We start from the raw sequence: 21,719 nt of genomic DNA, 5'->3' as shown, positions 1-21,719 counted from the left end.
TAAAAATGTTTTCCATTTTGACGGGCTCTCTTATTATCTTCATTTTTTCATTGCCAGGTGTTAATCATGGTTTCTTGTTGTCCTTCTTCTTGTGATTTAACTAAAGCAAAACAGGCAGAGTTTTCAATTTTTAACAAGCATAAGGATTGGAATCGGAAGGGCATTTTAATGTTGGCTTTGGGAAGCATTTTTTCTATTTTTGGCTGTGGATCTTTGTTGGGTTGTTTTTGCGGAGCATCTTCTATTTTATTTGTAGGATTGGTTGTTGGGGCTATACTGATTGGCTCAGTAGCATTGGGAATCAGATTAATGTCCCTTTACAGGGCTTATAATTGTGTAAAACAACATAGAATAGGTGAAGATTTTGGTGCGAGGTCGAGATCTTTGAGTTCATCTGTTTCATCAGAATCAGATCTTTCGTTAGAGTTTGAGTTAAATGTCTCAGACCTGACGTATGTACGTGTTGCTAGATAGTTCATGGGAAAGTTTTCTTAAACTAGTTATAGCTAGGTTGAGATCATAACAATTTTTATTTAATCGGTTTTCCTGTAGCTTATCGGCTTTTTTCAAATAGAGAAGCCATGTTTACTATTTCCCCCTTTTGCAATTTTTATAAACTAGCTTGTGCTGAACAACCTGGTGTTGTGGTTGATAATAGAATCATTGGATGCAAAAATAAATGCCTTACGATTGTCTCTTTAGCGTTAGGAATTTTGGCAGTTTTAGTTAGCGCTGCTTTGTTGTTTTTTTCAGGAAGTTTTGTTTCTTTTTCTTTGGCCATTTTTTATTTGTTAGCAATGGTTTGTGCTTCTGCTGCTTTAGGTGGAAGTTTGGTTTGTCTTCTTGGCTCCTCTTCCACATCCATCAGTCCTGAAGGTGTGATTCCTAGCTTTTCTTCTACAAATATAGAGGCTGCTAGTTTAATTCGTTCTTATCAAGAGCTTTTAAATGAGGCAGAAGAAGATTTGAAAGAAGCTGAATGCTTACTTGCTAAGAAGAGTCAGAAACTCGATGCTACACAAAAGGAGTTAGAAAGTGTTAAAAAAGAATTGTCGGTTAGAACTGAGAAATCGCGAATATGATCCCTAATCATTGCAACTCTTGGATTAAAAACATTTTTGTCAAGATTTATTTTGCAATTATGTTAATTACTTCCCAATATCTTGTGCTAGGAAGGATTTCATTCGTTAGGCAATCAAGACCAGTCTTTTTCGAGGGAAAAACATTTCAAAAGAGAACAGAATTTGAGCAATCGTTTTTAGTCAGACGAAAAAAATAAGTTTGTGTTACACTATTCCCTCTTTTTTTTTAGAGAGGGGATTAAATGGTCAATAGTGTTAATGCTTTTTACCAAAAAGAGGTGAATGCCTCGCCAATTAGCAGAGAAGAATGTGTAGGGAAAAGCAACAGCAAGGTCTTTTCTAAGGGTGCTTGTTGCGCAAAAATTATTGGAGTTGCTTTGGCCGTTTTAGGTCTAGCTCTTGCTATTGGTGGAGCGGTTTTACTTGGTGTTGGATCTCTATCTTGTCTGCTTCCTGTATTTGTCCCCATAGCGATGATTGCTGTTGGGGTTGTTCTTTTAGGATTAGGGAGTGTTAATGCCTGCTTGAGTTCCCCACGAACAGTTAAAGTAGCGGATAAGCTGGGGAATCAGCAAATTCGCATTTTAAGGAATCGTGTTTGTCAATTAGAAAATCAAGTAGTGGCTTCCCGCGCTCGGTTATCAGCCTTAGAAGATGAACTTACAGAGCAGCAGTACATTACGAACGCTTTTCAGACTGCCTTGGAAGCGGGGGAGGATGGAGTTCCTTGTGGCAAGATGACCGCTAAGATGAAAATGGATGCTGCTAACTCTGAGATTTTATGTCGTGTGAGAGAAATAACCCTGATGGGACAAGCTTTAAACCAAGCATTGGATAGAATCCAACTCCTCCGTAATCAGCTACGGACTAGTTCTCGATACATTGTTGGATCGGAAGAGGAGTGTACGCCGTTGTTAGACGCAGAAGAAACTTGTTGTTCTCTGGATTCAATTTGCTAAGGTTTCTTTAGTTACATTAGGAGGCGTCCTGGTAAGAGGCTTCTTGCCAGGATTTTTTTGCCTAGTTTTTTCGTATGTATCGTCCTTGAATTTTTTATTTTGTTAAAAAACTCTTTTTTATATTGTTCCCCTGATTTTTTACTGGAAAGGAGAAAAAATGGGGCATGTAGAATCTACATTAAGAATGGAGGAATTGGGGTCAAGTAGTCTGAGTGAGGAGAGTCTTTCGGAGCCAATCATAGGTGAAAGCAAAAAAACTGCTCGAGTGAGTTCCTGTGACAAAATCTGTACTATTGTTGCGATGGTTTTGGGAATTTTAATAGCCGCAGGAGGAGCTGTTATTTTGGCTTTATTGTGTATTTGTTCTCCTATTCTACTCTCTTGTTCAGGAATTGTTCTGGTTGCCTTGGGTGCAGTTGTTTTAGGTGCTGGGATTGCTAATGCTTGTAAGTGTTGCCTTCAACGCAAAGAGATCCAATCTTACAAAAACCTTCTTCTGGAGAAGGATGAAATGCTAGACAAGTATGCTCGTATGTGTGATGACCGTGGAAGATGGATTTTATTATCAAAAGCAGCTAATGAAGCATTATTAGAAGAAGCTAAGAAATTATTAGAAAAGGTCAAAAGACATAGAGAGGTTTGTTCGCTAATAAACAAAGATCCCTCTCTCGGCTCTCTAGACTTTTTAGATAGCTGTGGTGAAGAAGGACCCGTTTCTTATCGGAATGTTTGGGGTATGCTGGTTTAGTTTTAAAAGAGAACCTCTTCTTCCGAAGAGGTTTTTTTAATTACAACTAGATTAAAAGGATAATCAAAAAGCAAACCAGAATTTTTGCTAAGGATTAAGCCTTTGAGAGGTTTGTGAATTTTGGAAAAAAATATTGTTCGCGATAGAAAAGAGTTGTGTTTAAAGTATTTATTCTGGTAAATTCCTCCCTTAGTCTTTTGGATGCGTAGCTCAGCGGTTAGAGCACCTGTCTTACACACAGGGGGTCATAGGTTCAAATCCTGTCGTGTCCAAGATTGCGCGGGAGTAGTTCAATTGGTTAGAGCACCGCCCTGTCAAGGCGGAAGTTGCGGGTTCGAGCCCCGTCTCTCGCGATCTTCAACCAAAGGTGTGAACAATGACTCATACCAAACGTTTCACAAAGTTTAGTTTCCCTCTATATTTCTCTAAAACTCTTAGCTGGTTTATTATAGGTGGCTTTTTAGCTGCTTGTGGCGTTCACATGGTTCTCGCTCCTAACGACTTGATCGATGGCGGAATTGTTGGCTTATCCATGATCGCGGCCCATTCTTTCGGAAAGCAATTTCTTCCTGTATTTTTAGTGTTGTTTAACTTGCCCTTCATCATTTTGGCTTGTAAGCGTATAGGGAAGTACTTCGTTGTGCAAATGATCACAGCAGTTATTATCTTTTCTTGCTCGGTATGGCTCATAGAAGTCTTACCTGAGTGGCTGGGAATGCAACCTTTTGTCTTTAATGGTTCAGAAATAGAGACCATTGTTCTCGGTGGAGTAATTTTAGGGGCTGGTGGAGGATTGATTATCCGCCACGGAGGAGCCACTGACGGGATAGAAATTCTAGGGATTATCATAAATAAGAAACGAGGCTATACAGTCGGACAAGTTATTTTATTTATGAACTTTTTTATTTTCTCCTTGGGAGGAATAGTCTACCGTAATTGGCATACGGCTTTCATGTCTTTGCTGACGTATGCTGTAGCTATCAAAGTGATGGATACGGTGATTTTAGGATTTGAAGATACCAAATCTGTAACGATTATTACCTCTTCTCCTAGAAAGTTAGGAAATATTCTCATGGAGACTTTAGGGGTTGGATTGACATACCTGCATGCAGAAGGAGGGTTTTCAGGAGAACCTCGAAATCTTCTTTATATCGTTGTTGAGCGATTACAGCTTTCTCAGCTCAAAGAGATCGTGCACAGAGAAGATCCAAGTGCTTTTATAGCTATTGAAAACTTGCATGAAGTTATCAATGAAAAAAGAACCTCTCATTAGTGGGGGTTCTCCCATCTTTTTATCAAGGGACTATCTAGTTGTAAAATTGCTAAGATCTTACCCACGATATCGTTAGCTATATCATTGGCTGTCTCAGGTCTAAAGTACCAGGTAGGCATAGGAGGCAGTATCACCGCTCCGTTTTGAGCTAGCTTAAGTAGATTTTCCAGGTGTATGGCAGATAGAGGTGTCTCTCTGGGAACAAGAATAAGAGGTCGTTTTTCTTTTAAGGCGACGTCTGCAACCCTTCTGAGAAGATTATCCGATAAACCGCAAGAAATTGCTGCAATGGTTGCTACGCTACAAGGAACAATAATGGTCGCGTCAACCAAAGTCGATCCGGAGGATAAAGAGCTTTCTATAGATGTGATACGATGAATTAGAATGTTTTTATGAAGATTTGATGGGATTGTAGCTAAGAAAGATTTGGTTTCTAGTTCATAATAAAGAGTTTTTTGTGCTGCAGGGGATATAATGACATCGACATGATGTCCTAATCTAGCGAGTTCTGAAACTAATGTGACCGCTAATATAGCCCCGGATGCTCCAGAAATGCCTACAATATAGCGCTTCATGAGATTCCTCCTAATAAGAATAGTCCAATCATATTAGCAAGAAATGTAATACCTAAGAAAAGATTCCCAAGGAAAAATTTTTGCTGAAGAGCAGATTGAGATCCTAGGTTAATCAAAGAATAATGTTTGATTGTGCAGAGAATACCAGCTAAAGGCAAAAGGGAGCATAAATAGAAAACTGTTTTATTAGGAACAAAGTAGCCTAGGAGTAGGTAAGCTATTGCGCTAATGGTTAAACTTATGGAAGCTATTTTAATGGATTGTTTTATTCCAAACCGTGCAGGAATACTGAAAAGCTCTTCTTTTTGATCGAATTCCAAATCCTGGATAGCATAAATGATATCATTCGCAGCAATAATCATTCCAAAAGAAACGCCTAATAACGAGGCCATACAAAACAGGGAGAAAGAAGGGGTGGGGATGATTGTGAAACAGTTCATTAATATTGCTAGATAGTATACGGACCCTAAAATCCAGTGACAAAGAAACGTAAAGCGTTTCGTATAGGGATAAATAATCATAACAAGAGTAGCTAAAACAGCAAGAGCGAAGCATAAAGGATTAAAGAACCAGCAAAAGCTCAAGAATAGAACAAGACAAAGAATCAAAAGCAGAACAGAGTTTTTAGTAGAAAGAAGTCCTGCTGGCAGTACGCGCATTTTGGTACGAGGGTTGCGTTTGTCTATAGCACAGTCCACAATTTGATTTACGATCATTCCAAAAGCTCTAGCAACAAAAAATGCGCTTCCTCCCAAAAAGAGAATTTTCATAGTAGCTAAGGAGAATAAAGGGAGAGAGGTGTTTGGAAGAGAAAAGCAGAATAATGTGGAAGAAGCGAGAAAAAGAAGAGCGAATAACGCATATTTACATTTGATAAGCTGCTGAATCAATATAATTTTGGACATAAACTCTTTTGATTTTCAGGTTGCGGACTGAATAAGATATTAGGATAGGATGTATTATAGACCAGGGGGAAAATGCGTTGAAACTATAGTTTCAACGCATTCGTAAGTTTAAGCTAGATCTTCTTCGAAATTTAAAGAAGAATCCCATTGAACAGATTGTTCAAAGGATTCTTTAAGGAAGGCTAGTTCTTCTTCAGAAAGTGTTGCCAAAGGAGTGTTTTTGGAAATTAGTGGGACAGCAGTAATATAGTTATTGGCTAAGGCTAAGTATTCGTCAGAAAGATCTTCAGACACCTTATCTTGCATATCGTATAGCGTGTAGTAACGTCGATTTCCTTCGGTGCGGATCAATCTTGGAATTCCAAATAAAAATTCATCTCCAGAAAGGGTAAAGCGGATTCCTTTCCAAGGAGAATTATCAGAGCTAGCAGGGAAGGTTACATTAAATCCTAGTGGATTGGCATGTTTATGGGAAACTGTGAACTCACATAAAGCGCGAATCAAAGAGGACATTTGAGCTTCTTGGAAAAAAGAAATATTTTCACATTGAGAAAGGGCTATGGCAGGAATTCCGTGAAGGTTCGCTTCCCTTATAGCACCTACGGTAGCAGAGTAATAGAGGTTGCGACCAGAATTTTTCCCGTTATTGATACCTGATAAGACTAGGTCTGGCGGGTTATCTTTAAAGAGTTCTCCAATGGCTAATTTGACACAATCAACAGGAGTCCCTACTACAGCCCAAGCCTCTTGGACTTTTTGAGGATAATCAAAAGGTTCTACAGCGGTCGGTCCTATTAGCGAAAAAGCCATACTTCTTCCAGACTGTTCTTCCAAAGGAGCTACAACATAGAGATCGGCAAAATTAGCGTCGCGAAGCAAGGAAACTAATAGGCTAATTCCCTTAGCTTTGATGCCATCGTCATTAGTAATAAGAATTTTAAATCTTGGTTCCTTAGTCATGAGCCCTCTTTTATATAGTTTCATTGCACATCATATGCGTAATAGGTTGTTTGCATAGCCGATCTCATAAATATATATATATTATAGGAAGTTAATTGCAGGAAAGATAAAGAATGCGAGAACTTTCATTAATAAAAAATAGTTTTTGTAAAACTATTTTTCTTTTTAAATATCGACAATCAACTATTAAGCGTTCTATTATTTGTAGATTATTTAGAGATTCGAGACGTTTTATTAGACTAAAAACAATTGTGGGTATCAAGGAGTGGAGTTATTAGCCAGCTTGTTTTAGTTAGTCTAGTTTTCTATTTTGTATGCGCGATAATTTACATTTATTCTTTTTTTCTTGTTAAAAGAAGCTGTTTGAAATTATCTCAGCAGCTAAAACGCATCGACATTCCCACTATTTTACATCATGGTTTCTGTGGCAAGGTTATCTACGCAAAACAAGAGAAAAGGGTCACAGATTATTATGTTGCCTATTATCAAAGGGTTCGCACATTTTGCCGAAGATTTCGTTATTTTGGCATTTCTTCAAATCCCATTCTTTTAAAATTCATACAAGATTTTGAGTCGATAACAACTCTTATTAAGAAACATAATAGTGAGATTATAAGTTATTTACTGGATCTTTATAAGGATTTTTTTGATCGCGTTCTACATTACCCATTGGATGAACAACAAAGACGCTCTATTATATCAGAAGAAGAGAATTGTTTAGTCATTAGCTCTGCAGGAAGTGGGAAAACGTCTTCTATCTTAGGGAAGGTGAGATATCTTATAGAGATTAAGGGAATAGATCCTCGTCGTATAGCTCTGATTAGTTATACCAATAAAGCTTCATCAGAACTTACAAAAAGATTGGCTACGGATGGATTAAGGGGATATACCTTTCATAAGTTGGCTGTTGACCTAATTGGAAGCATAACAGGAGTTAAACCCTCTATCTGTAGCAATCCTGAGGAGCTTATTGAGGAGATCTGTCAAAAATTATTGAAAACAAAGGATTTTCTAAAGAACGTATTAAAATATTTTGTTTTTTATGATGATTGCGAATCTGAAAGGAAAATTCGAGATCAGCTGTCTGAACAAAAGAAACCATTCTTGAAAGCTGTATTCCCTGATATGGATGGGAAAACGATTTATGTCCGAAGCAAACAAGAGCAAACCACCTGCTTCATTTTATCGTCTTTAGGCATTTCGTTCCGATATGAAGAACCTTATGAATTTCAAGTAGCAGATGAAACGCATTCCCAATACAGACCGGATTTTTCTCTTTACGTTACTGCGCAGAATGGAAGTTTAAGACGTATCTACCTGGAGCTTTTTGCTATTAATAAACAAGGACGAGTTCCTCCATGGTTTGTTGAAGGGACAAATAAGACTTATAAAGAAGTGAATCAAATATATTTAGATGGGATAGCTTGGAAAAAGCAAACTCATAAGAAGTTCAAAACAGAACTGCTTACTTTAACTAGTGAGGATTTCTACAATTCGAATATTCGGGAGAATATTTGGGATACATTAAGAAAACTCTTAGAAAGAGCAGGCATTCCTATTCAAGAAAAGAAAGAAGAGGATTTATATAACGCTCTTCTTCCTAAAAAAAGCGTTCAAGAGAAAGCACTTATTAAACTTATAGTACGCTTTATTTCTTTAATGAAATCAAATCATAAATCTATTAAGAAAGTGCTATATTGCGCCAAAATCGCTAAAGATATCCCAAGTTCTTGGCTTATTGAAAAGGTTTTTAAACCCGTATACGAACGTTATGTGGATACATTAGCTAAAAGGGGGCAGATTGATTTTACTGACGCTATTTTGCAAGCAACAGAAATTTGTCGTCACTCTAGTTCTGGGAAGTACGATTATATTATCGTCGATGAGTTTCAAGATATTTCTATTGATTGTTGCCGCTTTCTGCAAGAATTGCGTAAAGGAAATCCTCCCGCTAAGATGTATTGCGTTGGGGATGATTGGCAGTCTATCTATCGATTTGCGGGAAGTAATATCACTGTGTTCAATCAGTTTTCCGATTATTTTGGTCCACAAGAGATCCATAGACTAGAGACTACCTACAGGTTGGGAGAGCCTTTGGTCTCTTTGTCTTCTAGCTTTGTACAACGTAATAATTTTCAAATACGAAAAGATTGCCGTTCCTTTAATCCAGATATTAGGACTGAGTTAGTATTTCGCTCTTATTATCACAGGTCTGAAAAGGATTATTGCTCTTGTTTAGAGCTGGAGATTTCTAAGATTCCAGAAGATAAATCCATCTTTTTATTAGGGAGGTATTCATTTGATGACTATTATCTATCCAAAAAGTATCAGCTTGTTAAAACAGGGAGCAATTTTTTTTATATAATCGGAAATAGAAAAATAGAATTCCTTACTGTACACAAGTCAAAAGGACTTGAAGCTGATTACGTAATTTTGCTTCAATGCAACGCAGACCGTTATGGATTTCCTAGTCTTGTTACAGATAACAAAGTGTTTAACTATGTTTTATCAGAAAGCGATTCTTTTCCGTTTAGCGAGGAGCGGAGATTATTCTATGTTGCAATAACACGAGCTAAGATCAAAACTACAGTCCTTTATGATAAAAAATTCCCTTCAGAGTTTGTTAAAGAGTTTATAAAAGTGGACGAGAAAAGAGCTCAAGTTCCTAGAACGCCCGTAAATGCCTATAAGATTTGGACACGCAGCGAGGAGTCTCTTTTGTTACAACTTTGTAAGGGGATGAGTGTTAAGGACATCGCTACGCAAACGGGACGTAGCCCAACTGCTATAACAGCAAGATTACGCAAGCTGCAAAAAGTAGGATTGTCGAAACGACCACAATTCGTCAAATCACATAATTCCTTTATAAGGAAAAAGCGTTTTTGTCGTCCTGAATGGAAACAGTCTTCTCGACGTTATTAGCTTTAATAAGCCCCGATTCTCTAACAGCTAAAGCAATGTTATGCCTTGCTTGAGGAAATATCGTTTCTAAGGTTTTTAGAGCTTCTTCGGTTTTGGTTCGCAGAGAAATGACTGGGCAACGGCAGGTGATTCGAGCAAAACCACTTTCCTTAGCAAATTTACGGATTAATTCTTCAGGGATGAAGATAAGGGGACGCAGGATTGTAATTCCAAAATTCACCATATCTACGACAGGAAGCATGCCTGCAAACTCTGCTTTGTGAAGAAGATTCATTAGTGCTGTCTGAATAACATCATCTCTATGATGTCCAAACGCAACAGCTGTTGCTCCAACGCTTTTAGCCGCATCAAAAAGAAGGCGTCGTCTGATTCGAGAGCAAGTGTAGCATTCAGGATTCTCTGTCTCATAAGGGGAAGGAATAGAAATAAGTGGGACTTGAATCTTGTCACAAATAGAAGAAAGATAGTTTCCGCTAACTGCTGCACCGCAAGAATATTTGCCTCCAATATGGATCGCATGAATAGTTAGTTCTGGGAATCCTCTACCAGAAATAGCTTTCAGCATAAGCAGAAGAGATAGGCTGTCTTTACCTCCACTTAGAGCAACCGCGATATGCGTATGCTTCTCTAACATGGCATAAGTGTACAATGCCTTACGAATGAGGCTTTCAACACGTTTCCCAGATTTTGTCCATGGAGGGGTGCTTCGTAGTGTAAACATGGAAGAATTTTAAAGATTTGCGGATTAGAAATCCAGGAACAAGGAAGGAACGGCCTTCCTTTTATGAAGGCCGTCACTAAAGAATAAATTATTTAATTAATTTTTTATGGGAATAGTACATTCCAAAAGGAATGCAACAATTAATAGTAAAGGCTAAGAGCAGGAGCGCTGTATAACCAAACCCGCCTCCCATAGTTGATGAGGAAATTACTGCCTGAGGAGGAAGGAAGCTAATGCCTAAAGCAAACAAGCAAGAGAGAATCCCTAAAGCAGACAGAATACACATTCCCACAAGTTTCCCAGGCACACAATAGAGTCTTTGAGCTTTAGGCTCTTTAATTCTAAGAACAGGGCCAGATATAAATAAGCAAATGTACATGACAAGGTACATCTGCACGCTAAGAGCGCTCAAAATCCAGTAAGCGAGGTCTGCAGAGTCCACATAGATGAATATGAATGTGAATAAAGTAACCACAATCGCCTGGAAAAGCATAAGATTTGTGGGGACATTCCTAGAATTAGTTTTTTTGAAAATTTTAGGTAAGCAGTCATTTTGAGTAGAAATGAATAACCCTTTAGTGCCAGCAAACATCCAAGCATTCAATTCTCCTAAAGACCCAGCTATCGTCATTGCAACGATAATCCCTGTCATCCAAGAAAGATTGTATTTTTCAAAGAAAAGAGAGAATGCTCGAATAAGTCCGGAGACTAAACTAATTTCTTCTTTAGGGATTACAATAGCAATTGCCAATGATCCTAGCACTAAAATAGCAAGCGTAGCCACTGCTCCAATGAAAACTGCTTTGGGATAATTTCTCTTAGGATCCTCCATATCTGAGGCTAAATTGGCATTAGCTTCTAATCCACATAATGCAAGAAGCATTCCGGATAGAAGAACAAAAGAAGAAAGAGAAGAGAAGTCTGGGAAGAGCTCTCCCCAAGAAAAAGTAATTGCAATGGGGTTTCCACTATGAATCCAGTAAGCTGCGAAAGCGACTAAAATGGCTCCGGGAATGAGAGTTCCTATAATTACGCAGATAGAACTGAAAAGAGCGGATGTTCCAATTCCTAGAAAATTAAAGAAAGTTAGGCCCCAAAAACCTAAAAGAATAACAGAGGCCAGATAGAGACGATTATTTGCAAGATCCGGGCTGATTTGATAAACAAGCGTACTAGCAATAAAAGCTAACATAGCTGGATACCAAGTCATATTATGGAACCACTGCATCCATATGGCGAAGAATCCCCAGCGCTTCCCTAAAGCATCACGTGTCCACACATAAATGCCCTGAGGCTTGAAAGAAGCCAACTCTGCTGCAATAAGAGCATAGGGAATCATAAAACAAGCTACAGAAATGGCATAAAAAAACAGGGTAGACAAGCCATGTTTTGCGGTTAAAGGAAGATTTCTTAAACTAATAACTACTGCGAGGGATAACATCCCCACAGTAAAAGTCCCTAACGGGGTGGAAGATTTGCGATGATGCATGAGTACCTCTAAATTACGATATGGAGATGGTCGGATCTAAGTAAATGTCTTGAATTAAATTAAGTAGCTGAACTCCTTCAGAGAAAGGTCTTTGGAAGGCTTTTCTACCTAAAATCAGCCCCATGCCACCAGCTCGTTTATTAATTACAGCTGTTTTAGCTGCTTCAGTAAAGTCGTTTTGCCCAGAAGAAGGACCTCCGGAATTAATTAATCCAACTTTCCCGCAATAGCTATTGAGTACTTGGTACCGGCATAAATCAATAGGGTGGTTTGATGAAAGCTCTGAGTACACAAGATCATCTGTTTTACTGAAATTGATCGTTTTAAATCCTTCTTGTAAGGTTGGGAGTTTTTGTTTAACAATGTCTGCTCCCAAAGTTGCGCCAAGATGGTCTGCTTGCCCTGTCAAATCGGCCGCGGTATGGTAATCTACTCCATTCCTAGTGAAGTGCGGATTCCGCAAATAACACCATAAAACGGTAGCTAAGCCAAGCTCTCTAGCTCTTGAAAAAGCTTTAGCAACAGAGACGATTTCTTCATTGGAAGACTCTGATCCAAAGTAGACAGTTGCTCCAACAGCGACAGCACCCATATTATAAGCATCTTCGACTTGACTGAAGAAGATCTGGTGATATGTCGTAGGGTATGATAGCAGTTCGTTGTGGTTTAATTTGAGTAAAAAAGGAATTTTATGAGCATACCGTCTAGCTAATATGCTCAAAACTCCATAAGAAGAAGCTACAGCAGAACAGCCTGATTCTATAGCAAGACGTACAATATTTTCTGGATCGAAATACATAGGATTCTTCGCAAAAGATGCACCAGCCGTATGTTCGACACCTTGATCAACAGGAAGAATAGAAAGGTACCCGCTACCACCTAAGCGTCCATGATCAAACATTTGTTGAAGAGAACGGAGCACACGATTATTTCTGTCTGATTCTGCAAAAACTCGCGATACGAAGTCTCCGGAGGGAAGCGTTAGAGCCTCTTTTTTTATAATGCATTGGTGATTAAGGAGATAGTCGGCGTCTTTGCCAAGAAGATCAAGAATCGTTGTCATTCGAAAATGCTCCTATTTTGTTAGATAAGGTGAAACCCTGAAAGTGCAATTGCTCCCCAGTGAGAGCTAATGCGAAAGGGCGGATTGTCTATGAATTTTTCTTAGCATGCAAACATTTATTTTGTTGGGAAAAATCTTTTGCACACAACTTTGTAAGAAATTTTAGTTAAGATCTTTGTAATTTTACAGAGAGAGAAAACATCTCTCCAATAATTTCCCACCGTTCTAAAGATAAGTTGTATTAAAATGTCCTCATTATCCCCGATATATGGCGTGTAAAAGAGAAAAGATTTTTTATGCAAGCAGGCCTTCCCCTCAATCCTTCTGACTCTGCTAGAGGAGTTTCTCCGCTTCTAGAAACTCAGTGTAACCAAGCTATGGCTCGTTCTAGGCAGAGCCAAATTGTAGGACTTATTTCTGCAATAGCAGCTGCTGCGATGCTGCTGTTACTTGTAGTAGCGCTGTCTGTTCCAGGATTCCCGGTTGCTGCTACGCTTGTTGCAGGATCCTTGCTCGTTTTATCTATAATAGCGTTAACAGCTTCGTTCTTGGTATATATAGCTAATGCCCAACTTGTAGCTATACGTATTAAACTGCTAAGTACCGAGCTGCAAGACTACTTTTCGGAATCATCTATTGTAGAATCTATTCGTAAGGGCTTGGATACTAGTGTTCCTGTGGTTCTCGGTCAACCAGATGACCCACTTCCTAATAGAATTGGCATTAAAAGCACTGGAGTACGAGTTTGTAATAAGAACATCCTAGTAGCTTGTAAAAAATATAAGCAATGTCTTGAAAAGGTAGGACGAGAGTTTTCTTTGGTATGCGAAGGGATTAGTGACGTCATTCCTACAGCAAAGGAAAAACCTTGCCTCATAGAAGTTTCTCATTTAGCAGGGGTATTTTTATTTTCCTTTTCTCCAGATAAAAATCCTATTTTAAAAATTACGCGTCATGCAGAAAAAATGTTGCAATCCCAAGACGGGGTTTCTAATGGGACGATTTGGTTGTGTGGAGCTCTTGCTGATCCCCAAAAATATGCATCTCCTTTCCTATCCCTGTTAGAAAAGACAAGACAAGGCATTCTTGCGAACCCAGATTTGCAAAATAATCAGGAAAGAAAGTTGGCTCTAGAAGCAGCTCTTCTTACCATGAATATTTTCTTATCTGGCTGGTGTTTGGGTAATCCCGAACATAATCAATATGTGGCAACGCAGGTAGCAGAGAGTTATAAGGATTCTACTTTAAGAAATCGTATTCTGGATCTTTTGGGTACGGGGAATGTGATATCAGCTCTTGCTTTAGCAAGTGCTCAGAATCTGACAAAGCAGTTTTCTTGGGCTTCAGGTATTCAGAAAGTCTTACGTGAAGATGAGAAAGAAAATAGATCAAAACAGGAGAAGAAGGAAGAGGTTTGCTGTTTGTACAGCGAAATAGATCCTTGTCGTTGTTTGGGTGCGCTTCCTAAGCAATTTGAATCCAGATCTCCGGATGGGCAAGAACCTCCTGCACAGCAATTAACGAAATTATTAAAAGATTTTAATGATGCAATTCCTTCAGGAGTTATAGGTGTAATTGCAAAAGCCTCTTCTTCTAATCTTCAGGCGGATTTCGCTGGTGTGCTTGATACTTTTCGAAAGCTACAAGTACTATTCGAGAACTATCCACCTCTGTGTGAACAAAATATCCTCCTATGGTTAAAAGCTTCTTTAGAACAGGTTGGATTACAGAGAAAATTGCGGACCTTTTTGCCATCTTCAGAAAGAAAATTATTAGAGAAAGTACTATCCATATTTGTGTTAGGCCTATACGTCAGGGGGATGTTCTCTGTTGGACAAGTAGAGCAGTTAGCAAAAATTTGTAATGCCAAGGATTCCACTTGCTTTGCTCGTCTAGTAAATAATTTTTCTTTAATAAGAACAGCTTTGCCAACATTGTTTAATTAAGCCTTGATAAAGATTTGAATGAATCCTAAATAAATTGTAGGATTCCTTGTTTAAGGAAGGGAACAGATCCCTTCCTAGGTTGTTTCGAGAGGCTTATGTCTAAACAAGTAGCTCATTCTTTTTCTTCTGAAGATTTTTCCTTTATAAAACAAAAATTAGCGCGAGAGGCTGTGGCTTTGGTAGAGCCTGGAATGCGTGTAGGATTGGGAAGTGGATCTACGGCCCGAGAATTTATTTTGGCCTTAGGGGAGCGTGTTCGGAATGAGCGGCTAGCAATTACAGCTGTTGCCTCCTCAAGAATATCACATTTGTTAGCCCAAGCGTTAGGGATTCCTTTTCTAGATCCTGCATTATCCCAGGAGTTAGATTTGGTTGTGGATGGGGCTGATGAAGTAGATGCTAATTTGCGTATGATTAAGGGGGGAGGAGGAGCTCTTTTCCGGGAAAAAATTCTTCTACAAAGTGGTAAACGAAATATTATTCTAGTAGATGAGCGCAAGCTCGTTTCTGTATTAGGGACATTTCCTCTCCCTATCGAAATTTCTCCTTTTGGTTGTTCATCGGTGGAGAAAGTACTTAATCAACAAGGGTATATTGGAGATTGGCGTAAAACTTCTCACGGAGAACGTTTTATCACAGATAACGGCAATTATATCTATGATGTGAGCTCTCCAGATTCTTATCCTCATCCAGAAGAAGATCTGATTAGATTGTTACAAATTCGTGGCATTATTGATGTCGGGTTTGTTATAGCAAAGGCCGAGGTGTGGGTAGGTTACGCCGATGGTACTGTGGTTCGGAAAGAAATTACGTAATGAATATTGATCGAGAAATCATAAAAGATACTTCACTAATCTTAATAAGCTTTCATAAATTAGTAAATTTCCATAATTATGCAGGCATTATTTTGGGGACAGAGGAAAAGCAATTTGCTATTTATGGCTGTGCCTCAATGGATACCTCTTTCAAAAAATCTGAAGATCTCTGGGAAGAAGAGCACACACGTCCTTTGACGCATGACATCTTAAACTTTATATTAACAGGATTTGATATATCTGTTGCTAGAGTTGTTATTACAGATTACAAGGACAATATTTTTTATTCGCGATTGTTTTTGGAACAAAAAAGGGGAGATCGTTTGTCTATATTGGATATAGATGCGCGTCCAAGTGATAGCATTCCTTTAGCGATTAAGTACCAAGCTCCTATTTTATGTGTAAAATCCATATTTGATGAAACCATCCCATACGAAGATTAGTTTGCTATAATCAGATATCATGACAAAACTTCCTTATGCCCTTTTAGAAAAAGGTTCGCTGTTGATAGCTTCTCCAGACGTAAATGGAGGAGTTTTTTCTAGGAGCGTGATCTTAGTTTGTGAACATAGTCCAAATGGATCTTTTGGATTGATTCTCAATAAAACATTGGAAATGGATTCTCCTGAAGAGGTCTTTCCTTTAGATCATTTTGATGAGTCTAGAGTACGGTTTTGTATGGGAGGCCCTTTGCAGGCAAACCAGATTATGTTGTTACACTCGAGTTCATCAGAAGATGCGAATTCTTCTATAGAAATTTGTCCTTCTGTGTTCCTTGGAGGAGATTTTTCCTTTATCCAAGAAGGAGAAATAAAATCTAATGACGAAAAAATGCTTTTTTGTTTTGGGTATAGTGGCTGGCAAGCGGGTCAATTGGAAAAAGAGTTTCTAGAAGGCTTATGGTTCTTGGCTCCTGCAAGCCAAGAGATCGTTTTTACTGCTCGTCCTGACAAATTATGGTCAGATGTTCTCCAAAATCTTGGAGGACGTTTTGCTTCAATGTCGACTGTCCCTGAAAATTTACTACTAAACTAAGGAGCAAGCTTGTTCTAAGCTTTCTATTAAAACTTGTTGAGCATAGTTCAAATTTTCCATGGAGTGAGCTGTGGACAAGAAACTCGCTTCGAAAGGTGATGGAGAAAGATAAATTCCTTTTAAGAAGGCCTGTTGATAAAAAGTTCGAAAAATATCGGTATTACACAGCTGAACTTCTTTAAGGTTATTAGGTCGATTCTCGCTAAAGAAAAAGGAGAAAAGATTTCCATAACGAACAAGTGTGACGGGAATACCTGATTGTTGAATCATTTGTTCGATAGGGGATAAAAAATCATCCTCAATAGCAGACAGTTGAGTATAAAAATTCTTTTCTCGACACAAGGCTATGGAAGCTTTCCCTGCAGACATAGCTAAGGGGTTTCCTGATAAAGTGCCTGCTTGAAAAACTTTCCCAACAGGGGCTAGGTAATCCATGATTGCTGCGGGAGCGCAAACTGCCGATGCTGGCAATCCTCCACCTAAAATTTTTCCGAAAACAAGGATATCCGGTTTTAACGGGTGTAAAGCTGCTGCTCCGCCTTTGCTTACTCGGAATCCTGTAACAACTTCATCCATGATAGAAAGGGATCCTGTTTTTCTACAGGTTTGAATAATGCCTTCTATAAAACCTGGTAAGGGAAGAACAACTCCCATATTTGCACATATAGGCTCAAAAATGACTCCAGCGACTCTATGACCTATTTGATTCATAACATCTAGGAACAGAGATAGATTATTGAAAGGAAGGGAAAGAGTAAGTGGTTGGGTGAGATCAACAGTGTCTAGAATAGTTTGTTGGAAGTGGATCTCTTGTAAAAAAACATCTGAATGACCGTGATAGCATCCTGAAAATTTAATGATAATAGGGCGTTCTGTGACTCCTCTCGCAAGACGAACGGCGGTCATAGTAGCTTCTGATCCTGTGGACATGAATCGAATTTTATGGTCGTTGGAGATCTCTAAGTAAGAAAAGATTTCTTCTGCAAATGAAATTTCCTGTTCAGAAGTAAGACCATAGGAACATCCCCTTTGTAGGCCCTGTTGGATTGCTTCGCAAATATAGGGATGACTATGACCGTGGATCAAAGATCCCCAGGATCCACAAAAATCAATATATGTTTTACCTTGAGAATCCGTAAAAAAATCTCCCGAAGCTCTTGTTACTACGGGAGGGGTTATATCAACAGATCGGCACGCTCGAACAGGAGAGTTGACTCCTCCTGGGAAATATTGACAAGCTTTAGAGAAAAGATGGGGCATAATTGTCCTCTAAAAAGTATGGAAAAAAGCAGTTTATACTAGGGATTATAAAAAAAAAAGATAACGGATTGGGGGCTGGAGAACACTTGATTTCGATCTTAAATATAGTGTATGTTTAGCGTTTATTTTTTCCTCATAGCAAGTTGGTTGTGAAGAGGAGCGTGCCAATAAAGATAACAATAGGTTAGGTGCTATGCGCTATGATCCCAGTCTCATAGAAGAGAAGTGGCAAAAGTTTTGGAAAGAAGAACAGACTTTTAGAGCCGAAGAGGATGAGACTAAAACAAAATACTATGTTTTAGATATGTTCCCTTATCCATCAGGGGCGGGATTGCATGTTGGGCACTTGATTGGTTATACGGCGACAGATATTGTTGCGAGATACAAGCGTGCTAAAGGATTTTCTGTTTTGCATCCTATGGGATGGGATAGCTTTGGGCTACCTGCCGAGCAGTATGCTATACGTACAGGGACGCATCCAAGAGAAACCACGGAGAAGAATATTGCTAATTTTAAACAGCAGTTGACTTCAATGGGATTTTCCTACGATGAAAGCCGCGAATTTGCTACTTCGGATCCAGAATACTATAAATGGACACAAAAGCTTTTTTTGATCCTTTATGAGAAAGGTCTAGCCTATATGGCTGATATGGCCGTTAACTACTGTCCTGAGTTGGGCACTGTTTTGTCTAATGAAGAAGTAGAAAATGGTTTTTCTGTTGAAGGAGGATATCCTGTTGAAAGAAGGATGCTCCGCCAGTGGGTATTACGTATAACAGCTTTTGCGGATCAGTTATTAGGTGGATTAGATGAGCTAGATTGGCCTGAAAGTGTTAAACAGCTTCAGAGAAATTGGATCGGGAAATCCGTAGGAGCATCTGTCCATTTTGAAACAGAACACGGTGTTCTGGAAGTTTTTACAACAAGACCAGATACTCTGATAGGGGTTTCTTTTTTAGTGTTGGCTCCCGAGCATCCTTTGGTTGATCTTTTAACTTCTGATGAGCAGAAAACTATTGTGGCTCAATATGTCAAGGAGACGCAAAGTAAAAGTGAAAGAGATCGCATCAGTGAAATGAAAACGAAAAGCGGGGTCTTTACTGGAGCTTATGCGAAACATCCGGTTACTCAAAATCCTATTCCTATTTGGATTGCGGATTATGTGTTAATGGGATACGGTTCAGGCGCAGTTATGGGAGTTCCTGCTCATGACGACCGAGATTTATTATTCGCGCAACAGTTCGATTTACCGATAATCTCTGTTGTTAGTGAAGATGGCGTCTGTATTAATAGTTGCCATGAGGATTTTAGTCTGGATGGGCTATCAGGAGAAGAAGCTAAGCAGTATGTGATTAACTTTTTAGAAAAGAATAATTTAGGTTCTGCAAAGGTTGCGTATAAGCTGCGAGATTGGTTGTTCTCTCGTCAACGCTATTGGGGAGAACCGATTCCAGTCATCCATTTTGAAGATGGTTCATGTCGTCCTTTAAAAGACGATGAGCTTCCTTTACTTCCCCCTGAAATCCAGGATTATCGGCCTGAGGGGGTTGGCCAGGGTCCTCTAGCCAAAGTAAAAGAATGGGTGAATGTTTTTGATTCAGAGACGCAAAAAGAAGGTAAGCGTGAAACGCATACCATGCCTCAGTGGGCTGGCTCTTGCTGGTACTATTTGCGTTTTTGTGATGCTCATAACTCCTGTGCTCCTTGGGCAGAGGAAAAAGAACAGTACTGGATGCCAGTAGATCTTTATATTGGAGGGGCTGAACATGCTGTGTTGCACCTGTTATACGCACGTTTTTGGCATCAGGTATTTTATGAAGCCGGCATTGTTTCTACTCCCGAGCCATTCAAAAAATTAGTCAATCAGGGGTTAGTTTTATCAACATCCTATCGTATTCCTGGGAAAGGATATATAGCTCCCGAAATGGCTAAAGAAGAGAATGGGCAATGGATTTCTCCTTCAGGGGAATTACTTGACGTTCGCCAAGAAAAAATGTCGAAATCTAAGTTGAATGGAGTAGATCCAAAGGTTTTGATAGATGAATTCGGAGCAGATGCGGTTCGGATGTACGCCATGTTTTCTGGACCATTAGATAAAAATAAACTCTGGTCGAACCAGGGGGTTGCTGGCTGCCGACGATTTTTAAACCGTTTTTATGAAATGGCAACTTCTTCTCGGGTAAAAGACGAGGATATTTTTGAGGGAATGTCCTTAGCACACAAACTTGTGCAACGTGTAACGGATGACATTGAAAAATTGTCTTTGAATACGATAACGTCTTCTTTTATGGAGTTTATCAATGAATTTGTAAAACTTCCTGTATATCCAAAAAATGCTGTAGAAATGGCTGTACGAGCTTTAGCTCCCATTGCTCCTCATATTAGTGAAGAGTTATGGGTGTTGTTAGGGAATGCTTCGGGTATTGAAAAGGCTGGTTGGCCTAAAGCACTCCCCGAGTATTTAGAGGGGAAAATCGTGACCATCGTAGTCCAAGTAAATGGGAAGCTTCGAGCTCGATTAGATATTAGTAAGGATGCAATAGAGGAAGAGGTTGTTGCATTGGCTAAAGAAGCTGTATCTAAATATTTGGAAGGTGGGGTAGTGAGAAAGACTATTTTTGTTCTGAACCGACTAGTTAACTTCGTGATATAATGAGACGTTGGCTAACTTCCCGTCTTTATGATGCTTTTTTAGTTGCTGCTTTCTTAGCAGCAGCACCACGCATTTTTTATAAAGTAGTCTTTCACGGGAAGTATATCAATTCTTGGAAAATTCGATTTGGAGTAGAAAAACCACAAGTTAAGGGGGAAGGTCCCTTGGTTTGGTTCCATGGGGCATCGGTAGGAGAGGTTTCTCTTTTGGAGCCCCTTCTTAAGAAGTGGAGACAAGAATTCCCTGATTGGCGTTTTGTGGTTACGGCATGTTCTGAGGCTGGTGTATATACTGCGCAACGTTTGTATGCTCCGCTCGGGGCAACAGTGTTTGTTTTGCCCCTCGATCTAAGCTGTATTATCAATCCTGTTGTTCGTAGTCTATCTCCTCAGGTGGTTATTTTTTCAGAAGGAGATTGTTGGCTCCATTTTTTAATGGGAGCCAAGAAGTTAGGAGCTAAGGCTTTTTTGATTAATGGCAAACTTTCAGAAAATTCCTGTAAGCGTTTTGCTTTTTTAAAGCGTTTAGGAAGAAGTTACTTTGCTCCATTAGACTTATTGGTTTTGCAAGACAAGGTGTATAAACAACGGTTTATGCAGATAGGTATTCCTGAAGATAAAATACAAATTTCAGGGAACTTGAAAACATTCATAGAAACAGAGACTTCTATAAATAATAGAAGCCTTTGGAGAAAAAAGTTAAAATTATCTCCCAGTGACCGCTTGATTGTTTTAGGATCTATGCATCCCAAAGACGTTGAGGTTTGGGCAGATGTTGCTCAACATTTCAACAAATTTTCTACAAAAATTTTGTGGGTGCCTAGACATCTTGAAAAGCTAAAAGAACATGCGAGGTTATTAGAAAAAGCTGGGATCTCGTTTGGTTTGTGGAGTAAAGAAGATTCTTTGCTTCAGTATGATTCTTTAATTGTGGATGCCATGGGGATTTTAAAAGATCTCTATTCGGCAGCAGACCTTGCATTTGTAGGAGGGACTTTTGATCCCTTAGTGGGAGGGCATAATTTATTAGAGCCTCTTCAAAAAGAGGTGCCACTTATGTTTGGTCCACATATCCATTCTCAGTCTGTTTTAGCAGAACTTTTGCGAACAAAAGAAGTTGGAGTTAGTGTAGACAAGGAGAATCTTTTAGAAGCAGTCGAAAATCTTCTTGAAGACGAAAAGAAACGTCAAGCTTACATTGAAAGAGGGAAAAGCTTTTTGAAAAACGCAGGAACAAGTTTTGAACATACATGGGAAATATTAAAGAGCCAAATTGCTTGCATAAAAATCTAAGAATATGATAGTCTTAGACTT

The 21,719-nt window shown here is 39.0% G+C and carries 18 protein-coding genes, 2 tRNA genes and 1 pseudogene; 14 read left to right on the top strand and 7 right to left on the bottom strand.

All coding sequences use genetic code 11. The features are described 5' to 3' along the window. The first annotated feature begins 66 nt into the window (after positions 1-66). From TC_RS02530 to TC_RS02490, 7 genes are all read left to right on the top strand, one after another. The gene (locus TC_RS02530) at positions 67-474 is read left to right on the top strand and encodes a hypothetical protein (RefSeq protein WP_010230618.1); all 408 of its coding nucleotides are present in this window, start codon (positions 67-69) and stop codon (positions 472-474) included. A gap of 107 nt (positions 475-581) precedes the next feature. Beyond that, on the top strand, positions 582-1,082 hold the full coding sequence (locus TC_RS02525; protein ID WP_010230616.1) for a hypothetical protein: 501 nt from the start codon (positions 582-584) through the stop codon (positions 1,080-1,082). 242 nt (positions 1,083-1,324) lie between these two features. After that, positions 1,325-2,041 carry an IncA family protein gene (locus TC_RS02515; RefSeq protein ID WP_010230612.1) on the top strand — a complete coding sequence of 239 codons (717 nt, stop codon included), beginning with the start codon at positions 1,325-1,327 and terminating at the stop codon, positions 2,039-2,041. A 157-nt stretch (positions 2,042-2,198) separates the two neighbouring features. Next, positions 2,199-2,789: an IncA family protein gene (locus TC_RS02510; RefSeq protein ID WP_010230608.1), complete on the top strand. Its 591-nt coding sequence runs from the start codon at positions 2,199-2,201 to the stop codon at positions 2,787-2,789. Positions 2,790-2,988: 199 nt separating this feature from the next. Then, positions 2,989-3,061, top strand: a tRNA-Val gene (locus tag TC_RS02500). 7 nt (positions 3,062-3,068) lie between these two features. Beyond that, a tRNA-Asp gene (locus TC_RS02495) sits at positions 3,069-3,142 on the top strand. A gap of 23 nt (positions 3,143-3,165) precedes the next feature. Then, entirely contained in the window at positions 3,166-4,062 is an 897-nt protein-coding gene (locus TC_RS02490; protein ID WP_010230605.1) for a YitT family protein, read from the top strand. Here TC_RS02490 and TC_RS02485 read toward each other — a convergent pair. The 3 genes from TC_RS02485 to surE form a co-directional block, all read right to left on the bottom strand. Next, on the bottom strand, positions 4,059-4,637 hold the full coding sequence (locus TC_RS02485; protein ID WP_010230602.1) for a flavin prenyltransferase UbiX: 579 nt from the start codon (positions 4,635-4,637) through the stop codon (positions 4,059-4,061). The genes TC_RS02490 and TC_RS02485 overlap by 4 nt on opposite strands. Beyond that, a complete protein-coding gene (locus TC_RS02480) occupies positions 4,634-5,542 on the bottom strand; it encodes a 4-hydroxybenzoate octaprenyltransferase (RefSeq protein WP_010230598.1) in 909 nt (302 codons plus the stop codon). The genes TC_RS02485 and TC_RS02480 overlap by 4 nt, the downstream gene beginning before the upstream one ends. Before the next feature lie 108 nt (positions 5,543-5,650). Further along, a complete protein-coding gene (gene surE / locus TC_RS02475) occupies positions 5,651-6,502 on the bottom strand; it encodes a 5'/3'-nucleotidase SurE (RefSeq protein WP_010230595.1) in 852 nt (283 codons plus the stop codon). A 363-nt stretch (positions 6,503-6,865) separates the two neighbouring features. Between surE and TC_RS02470 the strand changes: the two genes are divergently transcribed. Further along, on the top strand, positions 6,866-9,424 hold the full coding sequence (locus tag TC_RS02470) for a UvrD-helicase domain-containing protein (protein ID WP_010230592.1): 2,559 nt from the start codon (positions 6,866-6,868) through the stop codon (positions 9,422-9,424). On the opposite strand, the gene TC_RS02465 is transcribed toward TC_RS02470, so the two are convergent. From TC_RS02465 to TC_RS02455, 3 genes are all read right to left on the bottom strand, one after another. Then, on the bottom strand, positions 9,366-10,145 hold the full coding sequence (locus tag TC_RS02465; protein ID WP_010230589.1) for a tRNA 2-thiocytidine biosynthesis TtcA family protein: 780 nt from the start codon (positions 10,143-10,145) through the stop codon (positions 9,366-9,368). The genes TC_RS02470 and TC_RS02465 overlap by 59 nt on opposite strands. A gap of 88 nt (positions 10,146-10,233) precedes the next feature. Beyond that, positions 10,234-11,634, bottom strand: a complete 1,401-nt coding sequence (locus TC_RS02460) for an amino acid permease (RefSeq protein ID WP_010230585.1) — start codon at positions 11,632-11,634, stop codon at positions 10,234-10,236. A gap of 13 nt (positions 11,635-11,647) precedes the next feature. Further along, positions 11,648-12,697 carry a class I fructose-bisphosphate aldolase gene (locus TC_RS02455; RefSeq protein WP_010230582.1) on the bottom strand — a complete coding sequence of 350 codons (1,050 nt, stop codon included), beginning with the start codon at positions 12,695-12,697 and terminating at the stop codon, positions 11,648-11,650. A 296-nt stretch (positions 12,698-12,993) separates the two neighbouring features. On the opposite strand from TC_RS02455, the gene TC_RS02445 reads away from it, so the two are divergent. The 4 genes and pseudogenes from TC_RS02445 to TC_RS02430 all read left to right on the top strand — a co-directional run bounded on the left by TC_RS02445 (position 12,994) and on the right by TC_RS02430 (position 16,493). Further along, positions 12,994-14,643, top strand: a complete 1,650-nt coding sequence (locus TC_RS02445) for a CT214 family putative inclusion membrane protein (protein ID WP_010230576.1) — start codon at positions 12,994-12,996, stop codon at positions 14,641-14,643. A 95-nt stretch (positions 14,644-14,738) separates the two neighbouring features. Beyond that, positions 14,739-15,468 (top strand): annotated as a pseudogene (rpiA, locus tag TC_RS02440) (ribose-5-phosphate isomerase RpiA). Then, on the top strand, positions 15,458-15,901 hold the full coding sequence (locus tag TC_RS02435; protein ID WP_010230570.1) for a bifunctional nuclease family protein: 444 nt from the start codon (positions 15,458-15,460) through the stop codon (positions 15,899-15,901). The pseudogene rpiA and the gene TC_RS02435 overlap by 11 nt, the downstream one beginning before the upstream one ends. A gap of 19 nt (positions 15,902-15,920) precedes the next feature. Further along, the gene (locus tag TC_RS02430) at positions 15,921-16,493 is read left to right on the top strand and encodes a YqgE/AlgH family protein (protein WP_010230567.1); all 573 of its coding nucleotides are present in this window, start codon (positions 15,921-15,923) and stop codon (positions 16,491-16,493) included. Here the strand turns inward: TC_RS02430 and hemL are convergent. Further along, positions 16,485-17,753: a glutamate-1-semialdehyde 2,1-aminomutase gene (gene hemL / locus TC_RS02425; protein ID WP_010230564.1), complete on the bottom strand. Its 1,269-nt coding sequence runs from the start codon at positions 17,751-17,753 to the stop codon at positions 16,485-16,487. The genes TC_RS02430 and hemL overlap by 9 nt on opposite strands. Positions 17,754-17,946: 193 nt before the next feature. On the opposite strand from hemL, the gene leuS reads away from it, so the two are divergent. Then, entirely contained in the window at positions 17,947-20,406 is a 2,460-nt protein-coding gene (leuS, locus tag TC_RS02420; RefSeq protein ID WP_010230558.1) for a leucine--tRNA ligase, read from the top strand. Then, positions 20,403-21,698: a lipid IV(A) 3-deoxy-D-manno-octulosonic acid transferase gene (waaA, locus tag TC_RS02415; RefSeq protein WP_029589539.1), complete on the top strand. Its 1,296-nt coding sequence runs from the start codon at positions 20,403-20,405 to the stop codon at positions 21,696-21,698. The genes leuS and waaA overlap by 4 nt, the downstream gene beginning before the upstream one ends. The last annotated feature ends 21 nt before the right edge of the window (positions 21,699-21,719 follow it).

It is taken from the genome of Chlamydia muridarum str. Nigg, assembly GCF_000006685.1.
In the GTDB taxonomy this organism is placed as follows: Bacteria; Chlamydiota; Chlamydiia; order Chlamydiales; family Chlamydiaceae; genus Chlamydia; species Chlamydia muridarum.
This window is presented reverse-complemented; position numbering and strand designations above follow the sequence as displayed.

Bases quoted from the DNA above. Each gene is read 5' to 3' on its own strand.
- TC_RS02530 (WP_010230618.1), top strand. From the start codon at position 67: ATGGTTTCTTGTTGTCCTTCTTCTTGTGATTTAACTAAAGCAAAACAG.
- TC_RS02525 (WP_010230616.1), top strand. From the start codon at position 582: ATGTTTACTATTTCCCCCTTTTGCAATTTTTATAAACTAGCTTGTGCT.
- TC_RS02515 (WP_010230612.1), top strand. From the start codon at position 1,325: ATGGTCAATAGTGTTAATGCTTTTTACCAAAAAGAGGTGAATGCCTCG.
- TC_RS02510 (WP_010230608.1), top strand. From the start codon at position 2,199: ATGGGGCATGTAGAATCTACATTAAGAATGGAGGAATTGGGGTCAAGT.
- TC_RS02490 (WP_010230605.1), top strand. From the start codon at position 3,166: ATGACTCATACCAAACGTTTCACAAAGTTTAGTTTCCCTCTATATTTC.
- TC_RS02485 (WP_010230602.1), bottom strand. From the start codon at position 4,637: ATGAAGCGCTATATTGTAGGCATTTCTGGAGCATCCGGGGCTATATTA.
- TC_RS02480 (WP_010230598.1), bottom strand. From the start codon at position 5,542: ATGTCCAAAATTATATTGATTCAGCAGCTTATCAAATGTAAATATGCG.
- surE (WP_010230595.1), bottom strand. From the start codon at position 6,502: ATGACTAAGGAACCAAGATTTAAAATTCTTATTACTAATGACGATGGC.
- TC_RS02465 (WP_010230589.1), bottom strand. From the start codon at position 10,145: ATGTTTACACTACGAAGCACCCCTCCATGGACAAAATCTGGGAAACGT.
- TC_RS02460 (WP_010230585.1), bottom strand. From the start codon at position 11,634: ATGCATCATCGCAAATCTTCCACCCCGTTAGGGACTTTTACTGTGGGG.
- TC_RS02455 (WP_010230582.1), bottom strand. From the start codon at position 12,697: ATGACAACGATTCTTGATCTTCTTGGCAAAGACGCCGACTATCTCCTT.
- TC_RS02445 (WP_010230576.1), top strand. From the start codon at position 12,994: ATGCAAGCAGGCCTTCCCCTCAATCCTTCTGACTCTGCTAGAGGAGTT.
- TC_RS02435 (WP_010230570.1), top strand. From the start codon at position 15,458: ATGAATATTGATCGAGAAATCATAAAAGATACTTCACTAATCTTAATA.
- TC_RS02430 (WP_010230567.1), top strand. From the start codon at position 15,921: ATGACAAAACTTCCTTATGCCCTTTTAGAAAAAGGTTCGCTGTTGATA.
- hemL (WP_010230564.1), bottom strand. From the start codon at position 17,753: ATGCCCCATCTTTTCTCTAAAGCTTGTCAATATTTCCCAGGAGGAGTC.
- leuS (WP_010230558.1), top strand. From the start codon at position 17,947: ATGCGCTATGATCCCAGTCTCATAGAAGAGAAGTGGCAAAAGTTTTGG.